The following is a 13,640-nucleotide window of genomic DNA, read 5'->3' as shown; positions in this document are numbered from 1 at the left end:
CTTGGAGTTGAGTCACTTGATATTGGAATTTAAGTGACTTGGCTTAGCATGGGAACAAAAGAAAGGATACAAGATGAAGATTTTACTCAGCAATGATGATGGTGTGCACGCTCAAGGTATTCATGAGCTGGCAAATGAGCTACGTGATCTTGCTGACGTTATCATTGTTGCCCCTGACCGTAATCGCTCGGGTGCGTCAAATTCATTAACTTTAGAACAGCCTCTGCGTGTTCAAGAGATTACTGAAAATACCTATTCGGTACAAGGAACACCGACCGACTGTGTGCATTTTGCGTTAAACGAACTGCTAAAGAATGACATGCCTGATCTGGTATTAACGGGCATTAATCACGGTGCTAACCTGGGTGATGACGTGCTTTATTCCGGCACGGTGGCTGCAGCAATGGAAGGGCATTTTCTAGGCGTTCAATCGGTAGCGTTTTCTCTGGTGGGAAAAAAACATTTTAAGACAGCGGCAGCGATTGCTCGTCGTATTGTCGAACAACATTTAGCAAACCCAATCCCGACCAACCGCTTGTTGAACGTAAACGTTCCTGATTTAGCCTTAGAACAATTGTCTGGTACTCAGGTGACGCGCTTAGGTGCTCGTCATCACGCTGAAGATATGATCAAGCAAAAAGACCCGCGTGGTCACGATATCTATTGGCTTGGCCCTCCGGGTAAAGAGCAAGATGCCGGTGAAGGTACCGATTTTTACGCGATTGAGCATGGCTTTGTGTCGGTAACACCGTTGCAGGTTGATCTGACGGCGCATGAGTCGTTGGGTGCGATGGCAACATGGTTAGGGGAGAAGTAAGTGAGTAATCCGCAAGCTGAGCGTTTAATTACTTTCCTGATTGAAAATGGTATTCAGGATCAAAAGGTTCTTGATGCGATTTACCAACTGCCGAGAGAGAGCTTTTTATCACAGGCGATGTATCACCAAGCCTATGATAATAATGCGCTGCCTATCGGTCAGGGTCAGACAATCTCACAGCCATACATTGTTGCTAAAATGACAGAGCTACTTGAATTACAACAAGATAGCCGTGTCTTGGAGATCGGAACGGGTTCTGGTTACCAAACTGCGGTATTGGCTCAACTTGTTGATCATGTGTATTCGGTTGAAAGAATAAAGTCGCTACAATGGGATGCCAAGCGTAGGTTGAAGCAACTCGATTTCTACAATATCTCAACTAAGCACGGTGATGGTTGGCAAGGTTGGTCTTCAAAAGCCCCTTTTGATGCGATTATTGTCACCGCCGCTGCAGAGTCGATTCCTCAAGCGCTTCTGCAACAGCTGAAAGATGGCGGTCGTTTACTGATTCCAGTCGGTGATGACGAACAGCAACTATTGAAGATCGTTCGACACGGCGATGAGTTTTTATCGAGTGTTATCGAGTTGGTGAGATTTGTACCTCTTGTTCCTGGTGAGCTAGCTTAATAAAAGACTAATGGTGTAGGTGGATAGAGAGTCGATGCGTTCGAAGTTGTTAAAAGGAAGTACTTTACTGCTTAGCTGTGCCCTTGTTGGGTGTGCAGCGAATTCGCCTGCGCCGGTTTCAAACCTAAACAAGAATTACTCATCGATTGATCGTGGTAGTTATCGTGGCAGTTACTATGAAGTTAAAAAAGGCGATACCCTTTACTTCATTGCTTATGTCACCAATAAAGACGTTAAAGACCTCATCGGTTATAACAAGTTGTCTGCTCCTTACACTATCCACCCAGGGCAGAAGCTTAAGTTATGGCGTCCTAGCTACAACGCGCCAGCGTATGGTAAGTCAACGGTAGCGGCAGCAGCAGTTGCTGCGCCTGTCGCCGCATCCACAACGTCATCTGCGGCAAGTAAACCGAAAACCACACCACAAAAGAGCAAAAACTCTAAACCGGCTCCAGCTCAAACTACCACCAAAGTGGTGAAAAAAGATCCACCAAAGAAGGTTGAACAATCCAAATCAAAGGAGTATGTTGGTTCTAAAGGTAAACAGAATGTTACACCGCCCACCAAACCAACAAGTGATAAAGTATCCAAATGGTTATGGCCAACTAAAGGGAGAGTAATCGAGAATTTCTCTGTAGGCGAACAAGGAAATAAAGGCATAGACATAGCAGGACAGCGAGGTCAGCCAATAGTATCTACTGCAGGGGGAACGGTTGTTTATTCGGGTAATGCACTACGAGGCTACGGCAATCTAGTGATTGTGAAGCACAATGATAATTACTTAAGTGCATACGCGCATAACGACCGACTATTAGTATCTGAAGGGCAAAGTGTGAAACCAGGGCAGAAGATTGCAACAATGGGAAGCTCTGGAGCCAGCAGTGTTAGGTTGCACTTTGAGATTCGTTACCAAGGTAAATCCGTTAATCCAAAACGATATTTACCTTAAATACAATATGCAAAAATTACGTATTGTATGGAGTGACATAGTCATTTAGCGACATATGAAGTTGTAATGTCATGCTAATTTCGCCAGGGGGAGGCGTTATGAGTATAAGCAATGCAGTAACCAAAGAAGAGTTCGATCTTGACCAAGCAACCACGGAACCGGAAGCTCTTGGAAAAGCAAAACGAACAGTCACTAAGAAAACCGAAGCAAAAGAAGAAGTTGAAGTTACGTCTAAAAGTTTAGATGCCACTCAACTCTACTTAGGCGAAATCGGTTTCTCACCACTACTAACCGCTGAAGAAGAAGTGCTATACGCACGTCGAGCTCTACGCGGTGATGAAGCAGCACGTAAACGCATGATCGAAAGTAACCTGCGTTTAGTGGTAAAAATTTCACGTCGTTATAGCAACCGCGGCCTTGCACTTCTCGATCTAATCGAAGAAGGCAACCTAGGTTTAATTCGCGCCGTAGAGAAGTTTGATCCAGAGCGTGGCTTCCGCTTCTCAACTTACGCGACATGGTGGATTCGTCAAACCATTGAACGTGCGTTAATGAATCAGACTCGCACTATCCGTTTGCCAATCCATGTTGTGAAAGAGCTGAACATCTATCTGCGTACCGCAAGAGAGCTATCACAAAAACTTGATCATGAACCAACGGCGGAAGAAATTGCTTCTAAGCTAGACAAGCCAGTTGGTGATGTGAGTAAGATGCTTCGTCTAAACGAAAGAGTGAGCTCTGTAGATACGCCAATTGGTGGTGACGGTGAGAAAGCACTGTTGGATATTATTCCAGACATCAACAATTCAGACCCTGAGGTTTCAACTCAAGATAGCGATATCAAGAACTCGTTGATTTTCTGGCTTGATGAACTGAATCCTAAGCAGAAAGAAGTGCTTGCACGTCGCTTTGGACTACTGGGTTACGAACCGTCAACACTAGAAGAAGTAGGCCGTGAAATTAGCCTGACTCGTGAACGTGTTCGTCAAATCCAAGTTGAAGGTCTTCGCCGTCTACGTGAGATTCTTATCAAGCAAGGTCTGAATATGGAAAACCTGTTCAACGTAGAAAACGACTAATTGAACGGATGATGCTTCTCTAAATAGAAGACAAATAAAAACGCTGACTTTAAGTCAGCGTTTTTTTGTTTGTGGCTTTGGTATTTCATGCCGTCTAATGAAAATAGCAGTACGGCCATAACAAGCTATTTGGTAAGAAACTAAAGCAGCTTCTTCAAGCGGTAAAGTTCTTCTAATGCTTGGCGAGGAGTTAGATCATCAGGATCAACATTCGCTAGCGCTTGCTCTACTTCACTTGGTTCTGGGATCAGGCTCAGTTGGTTTGCGATATCGACACCGCTTGGCTTCGATGTTGGCGACTCCATACTTAACGCTTCTAACTGAGTCAGCTTCGCACGAGCATTCTTGATCACTGCTTTCGGTACGCCAGCTAAACCTGCAACCGCTAGACCATAAGATTTACTTGCAGCACCTTCTTGAACTGCGTGCATAAAGGCAATGCTATCACCATGCTCAACCGCATCTAAGTGTACGTTTGCTAAAGTTGGAAGTTGGTTAGGTAGTTCAGTTAGCTCAAAGTAGTGCGTTGCAAACAGTGTCATCGCATTGATTTGATTGGCTAGCCACTCTGCACTTGCCCAAGCCAGAGACAGGCCATCGTAAGTACTGGTACCACGACCGATTTCATCCATTAGCACAAGGCTGTTTGGTGTTGCATTGTGCAGGATATTTGCGGTTTCTGTCATCTCAACCATGAAGGTTGAACGGCCAGAAGCCAGATCATCCGATGCGCCAATACGCGTAAAGATACGGTCGATAGAGCCGATGGTTGCGCTTTCTGCAGGAACATAACAACCGATATGAGCCATCAATGCGATGAGTGCCGTTTGGCGCATGTAGGTCGATTTACCACCCATGTTGGGACCTGTGATGATCAGCATCTTACGTTGATCATTCAGGTCGATAGGGTTAGCAATGAAAGGTTCGTCCATCACTTGTTCAACAACAGGGTGACGACCGGCCTGAATTTGTACTCCAGCAGACTCTGTCATGGTTGGACGACAGTAATCAAGGGTATCTGCACGCTCAGCCAAGTTCTGTAGAACATCAAGCTGAGATACTGAAGAGGCGATATTTTGTAGGCGCTCTAGATACGGCAGTAGTAAGTCAAACAACTCTTCCCACAGCTGTTTCTCGATAGCGAGTGCTTTCGACTTAGAGTTAAGTACTTTGTCTTCGTGCTCTTTTAGCTCAGGAATGATGTAACGCTCAGCATTTTTCAGCGTTTGACGACGAACATAGTGTGGCGGCACAAGATGGCTTTGCCCACGGCTTACTTGAATGAAGAAACCATGTACGTTGTTGTAGCCAACTTTTAGCGTGTCGATGCCATGACGTTCACGCTCTTCTTGCTCAAGCTTATCAAGAAATTCAGTTGCGCCTGCTGCAAGGTCGCGCCATTCGTCTAACTCGGCATTGTAGCCTTCTGCAATCACACCACCGTCACGGATAACCACCGGTGGGTTCTCTTTGATTGCACGTTCAAGCAGCTCAGAAACCTCATCCACAGGAGAAGCATATTGAGCAAGTTGAGTTAGGTATGGGTGCTTCAGTTGCGTCAGTGTTTCAGCAAGCTCTGGCAAATATTCCATTGCTTGACGAAGACGCGCCATATCGCGAGGGCGAGCAGAGCGAAGTGCTAATCGAGCGAGAATACGTTCGATATCACCAATCTGTTTTAAGGTTGGCTGTAGTTCTGTGAATAGAGCCAAATCTTTCATTTCACCAATTGCATCTAAGCGCTGATCGAGTGCAGATATATTGCGCATTGGTTGATGTAACCAACGCTTAAGCATACGGCTACCCATTGCTGTCGCAGTGTGATCAAGTACTTCGGCAAGGGTGTTATCAGTACCACCCCCAAGATTTTGCGTGATCTCCAAATTACGACGAGTTGCAGCATCAAGGATCACCGAGTGATCTTGTTTATCCATCGTGAGTGAACGGATATGAGGGAGGGCAGTACGTTGGGTATCTTTCACGTATTGGATCAAACAACCAGCCGCACATAGACCCAGTTTCGCGCTTTCTACGCCAAAGCCAACCAGATCGCGAGTACCAAACTGCTTATTCAATTGCTGCTTAGCGGTGTCTAATTCAAATTCCCATACAGGGCGGCGGCGGTTGCCATTACGGCTTGCCATTAAATCGACGGGTTCGAAATCTTCAGGGAACAGCAGCTCACGCGGAGAGGTTCTTTGTAGCTCAGCGGCCATCGCTTCTTCTGTTTCTGGCTCGCAAAGTTGGAATCGGCCAGAGGTAATATCAAGTGTCGCATAACCGAATTTACCGTTGTGGTGATAAATGGCTGCAATTAGGTTATCAACGCGTTCAGAAAGCAAGGCTTCGTCGGTTACGGTACCCGGTGTCACGATACGCACTACTGCGCGCTCAACAGGGCCTTTTGAAAGTGCTGGATTACCAATCTGTTCACAAATTGCTACGGACTCACCAAGTTGCACTAACTTTGCAAGGTATCCTTCAACCGCATGGTATGGAACACCTGCCATCGGAATCGGTTCACCATTTGATGAGCCACGCTTAGTCAGTGAAATATCGAGGAGTTGAGAGGCTTTTTTAGCGTCATCGTAGAAAAGCTCGTAGAAATCGCCCATGCGGTAGAACAGCAGAATTTCTGGGTTTTCTGCTTTCAGTTTTAGATACTGCTGCATCATGGGAGTATGTTTTTGATCGGCTTTCACAGTTAACTTCTTTCGTTTATTTCTATTGCGGCTTAGGATACGTGAAAGCGTTTCGTGCGAAAAGCGGCTGATGCGAAAAGATGCGAATCCAAATGATATGACAGTAAATAAAGGGAAGCAGATGATGCAGATGACTCAAGACCTTAGTGAGCAGCTTGGACATTTACTCGCTAAACACAAACACGTGTTAGTGACGGCTGAATCTTGCACTGGCGGAGGTGTCGCGAGTGCAGTCACCGATATTGCGGGCAGCTCTGGATGGTTTGATCGCGCTTTTGTTACGTACAGCAATGAAGCCAAACAAGAGATGATCGGTGTACAGCTTAAAACCTTAATGGAGTTCGGCGCCGTGAGTGAGCCTGTCGTAATAGAAATGGCGAGCGGGGCATTGCAACATTCAAACGGGACGATCTCTGTATCAATCAGTGGCATCGCTGGCCCAGGTGGCGCGACCGAAGATAAGCCTGTTGGTACAGTATGCTTCGCGTGGAAAGCGCTAAATGGCTGGGATAAAGTAGAAACGCATGTATTTACAGGCGACAGATCACAAGTACGCCAACAAGCCACGCACCATGCCCTGCAAGTTATTTATGATTACCTATCAATGGAAGGTAAGTAACATTTGTACAAATTATTTTCATACAGGTATAGACACTGTATGAATCAACAGTATAATGAAAGCCAATTAGTCACCCCTATGTGGGTTAGAAATAGATTCTAGATCGCTTGTTGAGACAACCGATTATGTGGAGATAGAAATGGACGAGAATAAACAAAAAGCGTTAGCCGCAGCCCTTGGTCAGATTGAAAAGCAATTTGGTAAAGGTTCTATCATGCGTCTTGGTGATAACCGCACAATGGACGTAGAAACTATTTCTACAGGTTCTCTATCTCTAGATATCGCACTAGGTGCTGGTGGCCTACCGATGGGACGTATCGTAGAAGTTTACGGTCCAGAATCATCAGGTAAAACAACGCTAACGCTTGAGCTTATTGCTGCAGCACAGAAAGTGGGAAAGACGTGTGCATTCGTTGATGCGGAGCACGCACTTGACCCTATCTACGCTCAAAAGCTTGGTGTTGATATCGATGCACTTCTTGTTTCTCAACCAGATACTGGTGAGCAAGCGCTGGAAATCTGTGATGCACTGGCTCGTTCAGGTGCAATCGACGTTCTTGTTATTGACTCAGTAGCAGCCCTAACACCAAAAGCAGAAATCGAAGGCGAAATGGGCGACAGCCACATGGGTCTTCAGGCTCGTATGCTTTCTCAAGCAATGCGTAAGCTGACGGGTAACCTTAAGCAGTCTAACTGTATGGCTATCTTCATTAACCAAATTCGTATGAAAATTGGTGTGATGTTCGGTAACCCAGAAACAACAACAGGTGGTAACGCACTTAAGTTCTACGCATCTGTTCGTCTTGATATTCGCCGTACTGGTGCGATTAAAGATGGTGATGAAGTTGTTGGTAACGAAACTCGTATCAAGGTCGTTAAGAACAAGATTGCTGCACCATTCAAACAAGCTGAGACTCAAATCCTTTACGGTAAAGGCTTCAACCGCGAAGGTGAGCTTATCGACTTAGGTGTTAAGAATAAGCTAGTAGAAAAAGCAGGCGCTTGGTACAGCTACAAAGGCGATAAGATCGGCCAAGGTAAAGCTAACGCTGGTAAATACCTACGTGAAAACCCAGAAGTTGCTCTAGAGATCGATACTAAACTTCGTGAGTTACTACTGACTCCTGCTGTTCTTGAAGAGAAAGACGTAGAGAAAGAAGAAGAAAACGAAGAGCTATAAGCTCACGTTTTATAGAGTGGATGTTTGAAAGAAGCATCCGCTTTGAAAGAATTTAAAGCCTCGCATATTTTATGCGGGGCTTTTTTATTGGATCTGCTCCGTCGAGCATGTCTTTGGTCAAATCTCTCTCGTTGACTGAGTTTCTTCGGTACTAGGTCGTCAATTTAGTTCTGCTTTTCCACGGCAAGATATAGTGGAATATTCTTCATTTTATCGAATTCCCACTAAAATCCTGCCCAAGGGTGTCTTTTCTACAAGAAAACTAGTCGAAGCCTTAACCATGATCTACAATACGGCAAAATTCTAACTCGACTATTTTCAGGAAGAGCTGCATGTACATGAGCACTGATGAGGTTCGCAACGCGTTCCTTAAGTTCTTTGAGAGCAAAGAACACCAAATCGTAGACAGTTCATCGTTAGTTCCACATAACGATCCAACCCTGCTATTCACTAACGCAGGTATGAACCAATTCAAAGATTGCTTCTTAGGCGCCGAAAAGCGTGCCTACACTCGAGCAACTACGGCTCAGCGTTGTGTACGTGCGGGTGGTAAACACAATGACCTTGAAAACGTAGGTTTCACGGCTCGTCACCACACGTTCTTCGAAATGCTAGGCAACTTCAGCTTTGGCGACTACTTCAAAGAAGAAGCGATTGGATTTGCTTGGGAATTCCTGACTGAAACTCTTCAACTGCCAAAAGATCGTCTACTGGTAACGGTATACGAGACAGATGATGAAGCATTCGATATCTGGAACAAGAAAGTAGGTGTTCCTGCTGACCGTATCGTTCGCATTGGCGACAAAGAAGGCGGTAAACAGTTCGAGTCTGATAACTTCTGGACGATGGGTGACACAGGTCCTTGTGGTCCATGTACTGAAATCTTCTACGATCACGGTGAGCACATCTGGGGCGGCCGTCCTGGTACACCTGAAGAAGATGGTGACCGTTTCATCGAGATCTGGAACAACGTATTCATGCAGTTCAACCGTCACGCTGACGGCACAATGGAACCGCTACCCAAGCCTGCTGTAGATACAGGTATGGGTATTGAGCGTATTTCTGCAATCATGCAGGGCGTTCACTCTAACTACGAAATTGATGTATTCCAAAAGCTAATCAAAGCGACTGCGGAAGTTGTTGGTCATGACGATCTATCTAACCAATCGCTACGCGTTATTGCTGACCACATCCGTTCTTGTTCATTCCTAATTGCTGACGGTGTTATGCCTTCAAACGAAGGTCGTGGCTACGTTCTACGTCGTATCATCCGTCGTGCAGTTCGTCACGGTAACAAGCTTGGCGCACAAGGCGTGTTCTTCCACAAACTTGTGGGCGTACTGGCTGAAGTGATGGGCTCTGCGGCAGATGAACTTAAGAAACAGCAAGAGCTGGTTGAAAAAGTACTTCGCATTGAGGAAGAGAACTTTGGTCGTACGCTAGAGCGCGGCATGGTTATTCTTAATGACGCACTAGATGCACTTGAAGGCAAAGAGCTTGACGGCGAAACAGTTTTCAAACTTTACGATACATACGGCTTCCCAGCTGACCTTACTAACGATGTAGCTCGCGAACGCGATTTTACTATCGATGAAGAAGGCTTTGAGAAGGCGATGGAAGCACAGCGTAAGCGTGCACGTGAAGCAGGCCAATTCGGCACGGATTACAACGCGACAATCAAAGTAGACACCAACACTGAGTTCTGTGGTTACACAGCAACTGAAGGTGCTGGTGAAATCTCTGCGCTATTCGTTGACGGCGAAGAGGTTGCTTCACTATCGGCTGGCGACAAAGCAATCATCATCCTTGAAGAGACACCATTCTACGCTGAGTCAGGCGGTCAATGTGGTGATGCTGGTACACTAAAAACAGCGTCGGGTCTTTTCAAAGTACAAGACACTCAGAAGCTAGGTAACGCATTTGCGCACCACGGTGAGCTAGTTGAAGGTGTATTTGCTAAGGGCGATAAAGTAGAAGCAACGGTTGACGCTGAGCGTCGAGCTGCTATCTCACTAAACCACTCTGCCACTCACTTACTTCACTCTGCATTGCGCGAAGTGCTAGGTGAGCACGTTGCTCAGAAAGGTTCTTTAGTTAAGCCAGACAACCTACGTTTTGACTTCTCTAACCTTGAAGCGGTAACACCAGCACAGATTAAAGAAGTAGAGCGTCTAGTTAACGCACAAGTTCGTAAGAACCATGTGATTGAAACCAACATCATGGACATCGAGTCAGCGAAAGAAAAAGGTGCAATGGCACTGTTTGGCGAGAAGTACGATGATGAAGTTCGCGTTCTATCTATGGGCGACTTCTCTACTGAACTTTGTGGTGGTATCCACGCTTCAAACACAGGTGATATCGGCCTATTCAAGATCACTTCTGAAGGTGGTATTGCTGCGGGTATTCGTCGTATTGAAGCGGTAACAGGTGAAGCTGCACTAGATGCAGTAGAAGCTCAAGCTAACGCTTACGAAGAGAAACTGGCTGAGTCAGCTAAGAAAGCGAAATCGCTAGAGAAAGAAATCCAACTGCTTAAAGAAAAGATGGCTGCTGCAGAAAGCGCAAACATCATGGGCAAAGTAGAAGACATCTCTGGTACTAAAGTTTTGGTTGCTGCAATTGAAGGCGCAGACAACAAGAACCTACGTACTATGGTTGATAACGCTAAAAACCAAGTAGGTAGCGGCATCATCCTGATCGCGAACGTAGCAGACGGTAAAGTTGGCTTGATTGCTGGTGTAACCAAAGACCTAATCGGCAAAGTAAAAGCGGGTGATCTCGTCAAGATGGTTGCTGAGCAAGTTGGCGGTAAAGGCGGCGGTCGTCCAGATATGGCTCAAGCGGGCGGTACAGACGTTGCAGCACTGCCAGAAGCGCTTAAATCTGTGCGTACTTGGCTAGAAGAGCGTCTTTAAGCTTAAGTAATTGATACAAAGATGCCCAATCAGTTGATTGGGCATCTTTTATTTTGCCTATTGGAAGTGTGTTTAAACAAGGTTTGATTGAGATTAACCAAGAAGTCTAATGGTGGCGTTAGACTCCTTGGTTAATTTTTTATTGCTTCGCCCTGACGCGGAGTATGTGTTTTTTTGTCATATATAGACATTGGTCTTGGGAAGGTGAGGACGGGTGAAAATGCCTCTTATCGTGCAGAAATTTGGTGGAACGTCGGTGGGTTCAATTGAACGAATCCATCATGTAGCAGAAAAAATCATTGAAGCGAAAAATGAAGGGAACCAGATCGTGGTTGTCGTTTCTGCTATGTCTGGTGAAACAAATCGGTTAGTTAATTTAGCCACGCAAGTTGATAGCGTACCAAACGCTAGAGAACTGGATGTGTTGTTAACGGCTGGCGAGCAAGTTTCCATGGCCTTATTAGCAATGACGTTACACAAGTTAGGTTATGAAGCGACATCGATGACTGGCTATCAAGCCAAGATACACACGGATTCTAATCATAATAATGCAGCGATTGAGCGTATTGATACTGCTCCGATTCAAGCTCTGCTAGATGACAACCAGATTGTTATTGTTGCAGGCTTTCAAGGATTCAATGCGAAAGGTGATATCACGACATTAGGCCGCGGTGGTTCAGATACTACAGCGGTCGCGCTTGCAGGTGCCTTGCAGGCGAAAGAATGCCAGATCTATACTGATGTAGATGGTGTTTACTCTTGTGACCCTAGAGTCGTAAAGCAATCTCAGAAATTAGATACTTTAGACTTCCCTTCTATGGAAGAGATGGCCCGCCGAGGCGCTAAGGTGTTGCATCTTCCGTGTGTTCAGTATGCATGGCAGAACAACGTGCCATTGCGAGTGCTTTCAAGCTTTGAACAAGGCGAGGGCACATTGATCGCGGGTAATCAGTGTTTGAATGATATTGCTGGCATCGCCATCCAAAGAGATATGGTGCGTATCGAGTGTTTGAATGAAGATTTACCGTCTTTCATTTCACATTGCCAACTGTTGGGGATCGAAGTCTGTAGTGTGATCGAGGAAACAGAACGGGCAGCACTCATTATTAAACAAGACATAAGTGCCAAATTAAAACTAGTTTTTGCTGAGAAAATCCGTAATAGTGAACAGGTTAGTTTGTTAACTGTGGTAGGAAGCCGAACACAAGAAATTGTGGTCAGTTCACATGGATTGTTGTCTGAAGGCGAAATTGATGTACAGCATCACTTATTGCAGCAGCAGTCTTTAACTTTGGTGATATCACCAACGCAAGTCGATATGGCTGCTAACATATTACACAATGCATACATCGTAGCGCGTGAAACACAGGGTTATCCTAAAAAAGAAGTGCATTTTGGTTAAATAAACTCAATCGATAGTTTACGAAAATATAACTTTTGTTGGATAATGCTCTCGTAGCTAGATAAATTTAGAGATTACTCAAGGAGCAAAGAATGCTAATTTTGACTCGCCGCGTTGGCGAAACACTGATGATTGGTGATGAAGTAACAGTTACTGTACTAGGCGTTAAAGGTAACCAAGTACGTATCGGTGTTAACGCACCTAAAGAAGTATCTGTTCACCGTGAAGAGATCTACATGCGCATTCAAGCTGAAAAAGGTAATGGTAACGTTGCATCTGGCAACTACTAATACTTTTGCGTAGAGAAGAGGCTAGCATTGTTGCTAGCCTTTTTTGATCTTGGGGAACCGAAACACTGATTGGGACATAGATGGGTTGGATAACGGATCGGTCTCAAAGTGGTGAAGTGAATGCTTTGTGATGCTGCGAGATACAGACAAGGTTGAACAGAACTGTTGCTCTGTATTTTGTTTGGCAAAACTCAAGATTTATTCGCTTCCCCTATGGCGAAAATACGCATCCCGTAGTATTGTGCCATCAGCGGTAGCACTTGCTGCTGGAGAAATTAGATAATTGTTTTCGGCTGTTTATTATTGCCAATCTTTCACCTTAATTTTTAAGGGAAAAAGCGCGATTTGAATCTTATAAGTTCAATTTGCAAGCGCTTTGATTAAATAGCAAACGGTTGAGTGTTTTTGTCCAATTTTTTTCAATAAAGTGTTTGACATATTTTCGGTAAAACGTAATATGTGCCTCCGCAAGACGGTGAGGTGGCCGAGAGGCCGAAGGCGCTCCCCTGCTAAGGGAGTATGTGGTTTGTAGCTGCATCGAGGGTTCGAATCCCTCCCTCACCGCCATTTCTTGCGAGTCTAAAATTAGCAATTTAGACAATGTAAATGTGCGTCCTTAGCTCAGCTGGATAGAGTACCTGGCTACGAACCAGGCGGTCGGAGGTTCGAATCCTCCAGGACGCGCCATTCTCTCTTCTCTTACTTGTAAGTGATTTGAGAATAATGAATTAGGTGAGGTGGCCGAGTGGCCGAAGGCGCTCCCCTGCTAAGGGAGTATGTGGTTTGTAGCTGCATCGAGGGTTCGAATCCCTCCCTCACCGCCATTCATTACAGGCCGATGGCCTTTTTTTTTCTTCGTAGCAAGAAGAATGTGATATATTTCACAACTTCATTCTTAATGAATGAACACCGTGCGTCCTTAGCTCAGCTGGATAGAGTACCTGGCTACGAACCAGGCGGTCGGAGGTTCGAATCCTCCAGGACGCGCCACTATTTAAGGGTTTATTTCTTTTAAGAATGAAAGTCCTTGTATTGACTAAGTTGATACTAAAACCGTGCG

10 protein-coding genes and 4 tRNA genes are annotated in these 13,640 nt (G+C 45.3%); 13 read left to right on the top strand and 1 reads right to left on the bottom strand.

The window, feature by feature from the left end:
* The first annotated feature begins 73 nt into the window (after nucleotides 1-73).
* From surE to rpoS, 4 genes are all read left to right on the top strand, one after another.
* Nucleotides 74-817, top strand: a complete 744-nt coding sequence (gene surE / locus AB4512_RS09910; protein ID WP_017059030.1) for a 5'/3'-nucleotidase SurE — start codon at nucleotides 74-76, stop codon at nucleotides 815-817.
* Nucleotides 818-1,444 (top strand): protein-L-isoaspartate(D-aspartate) O-methyltransferase, encoded by a 627-nt coding sequence (locus tag AB4512_RS09905; protein WP_372174851.1) that lies wholly within the window; start codon nucleotides 818-820, stop codon nucleotides 1,442-1,444. It abuts the gene before it with no gap.
* 34 nt (nucleotides 1,445-1,478) lie between these two features.
* Nucleotides 1,479-2,393, top strand: coding sequence for a murein hydrolase activator NlpD (gene nlpD / locus AB4512_RS09900; RefSeq protein WP_372056191.1), 915 nt, complete (start codon nucleotides 1,479-1,481; stop codon nucleotides 2,391-2,393).
* A gap of 98 nt (nucleotides 2,394-2,491) precedes the next feature.
* Nucleotides 2,492-3,472 (top strand): RNA polymerase sigma factor RpoS, encoded by a 981-nt coding sequence (gene rpoS, locus AB4512_RS09895; RefSeq protein WP_017059027.1) that lies wholly within the window; start codon nucleotides 2,492-2,494, stop codon nucleotides 3,470-3,472.
* 140 nt (nucleotides 3,473-3,612) lie between these two features.
* Here rpoS and mutS read toward each other — a convergent pair whose 3' ends face one another.
* Nucleotides 3,613-6,174 (bottom strand): DNA mismatch repair protein MutS, encoded by a 2,562-nt coding sequence (gene mutS / locus AB4512_RS09890; protein WP_017059026.1) that lies wholly within the window; start codon nucleotides 6,172-6,174, stop codon nucleotides 3,613-3,615.
* Between the two features lie 124 nt (nucleotides 6,175-6,298).
* Between mutS and pncC the strand changes: the two genes are divergently transcribed.
* The 9 genes from pncC (at nucleotide 6,299) to AB4512_RS09845 (ending at nucleotide 13,570) form a co-directional block, all read left to right on the top strand.
* Entirely contained in the window at nucleotides 6,299-6,793 is a 495-nt protein-coding gene (pncC, locus tag AB4512_RS09885; protein WP_029235458.1) for a nicotinamide-nucleotide amidase, read from the top strand.
* A 139-nt stretch (nucleotides 6,794-6,932) separates the two neighbouring features.
* Nucleotides 6,933-7,973, top strand: coding sequence for a recombinase RecA (recA, locus tag AB4512_RS09880; protein ID WP_017056586.1), 1,041 nt, complete (start codon nucleotides 6,933-6,935; stop codon nucleotides 7,971-7,973).
* Nucleotides 7,974-8,305: 332 nt separating this feature from the next.
* On the top strand, nucleotides 8,306-10,888 hold the full coding sequence (gene alaS / locus AB4512_RS09875) for an alanine--tRNA ligase (protein WP_017063223.1): 2,583 nt from the start codon (nucleotides 8,306-8,308) through the stop codon (nucleotides 10,886-10,888).
* A 220-nt stretch (nucleotides 10,889-11,108) separates the two neighbouring features.
* Nucleotides 11,109-12,290, top strand: a complete 1,182-nt coding sequence (locus AB4512_RS09870) for an aspartate kinase (protein WP_082153902.1) — start codon at nucleotides 11,109-11,111, stop codon at nucleotides 12,288-12,290.
* A gap of 92 nt (nucleotides 12,291-12,382) precedes the next feature.
* On the top strand, nucleotides 12,383-12,580 hold the full coding sequence (gene csrA / locus AB4512_RS09865; protein ID WP_004415691.1) for a carbon storage regulator CsrA: 198 nt from the start codon (nucleotides 12,383-12,385) through the stop codon (nucleotides 12,578-12,580).
* A gap of 474 nt (nucleotides 12,581-13,054) precedes the next feature.
* Nucleotides 13,055-13,147 (top strand) — tRNA-Ser (locus AB4512_RS09860).
* Nucleotides 13,148-13,190: 43 nt separating this feature from the next.
* Nucleotides 13,191-13,267, top strand: a tRNA-Arg gene (locus tag AB4512_RS09855).
* Nucleotides 13,268-13,311: 44 nt separating this feature from the next.
* Nucleotides 13,312-13,404, top strand: a tRNA-Ser gene (locus tag AB4512_RS09850).
* Nucleotides 13,405-13,493: 89 nt separating this feature from the next.
* Nucleotides 13,494-13,570 (top strand) — tRNA-Arg (locus AB4512_RS09845).
* The last annotated feature ends 70 nt before the right edge of the window (nucleotides 13,571-13,640 follow it).

Source organism: Vibrio sp. 10N.222.52.B7 (assembly GCF_041474275.1).
In the GTDB taxonomy this organism is placed as follows: Bacteria; Pseudomonadota; Gammaproteobacteria; order Enterobacterales; family Vibrionaceae; genus Vibrio; species Vibrio crassostreae_C.
The sequence above is the reverse complement of the archived record's forward strand: the minus strand, read 5'-3'. Positions and strand labels throughout refer to the sequence as shown.

Excerpts from the sequence above, each read along its gene's own strand:
- surE (WP_017059030.1), top strand. The coding sequence starts at position 74 with ATGAAGATTTTACTCAGCAATGATGATGGTGTGCACGCTCAAGGTATT.
- nlpD (WP_372056191.1), top strand. The coding sequence starts at position 1,479 with ATGCGTTCGAAGTTGTTAAAAGGAAGTACTTTACTGCTTAGCTGTGCC.
- rpoS (WP_017059027.1), top strand. The coding sequence starts at position 2,492 with ATGAGTATAAGCAATGCAGTAACCAAAGAAGAGTTCGATCTTGACCAA.
- pncC (WP_029235458.1), top strand. The coding sequence starts at position 6,299 with ATGCAGATGACTCAAGACCTTAGTGAGCAGCTTGGACATTTACTCGCT.
- recA (WP_017056586.1), top strand. The coding sequence starts at position 6,933 with ATGGACGAGAATAAACAAAAAGCGTTAGCCGCAGCCCTTGGTCAGATT.
- alaS (WP_017063223.1), top strand. The coding sequence starts at position 8,306 with ATGTACATGAGCACTGATGAGGTTCGCAACGCGTTCCTTAAGTTCTTT.
- AB4512_RS09870 (WP_082153902.1), top strand. The coding sequence starts at position 11,109 with ATGCCTCTTATCGTGCAGAAATTTGGTGGAACGTCGGTGGGTTCAATT.
- csrA (WP_004415691.1), top strand. The coding sequence starts at position 12,383 with ATGCTAATTTTGACTCGCCGCGTTGGCGAAACACTGATGATTGGTGAT.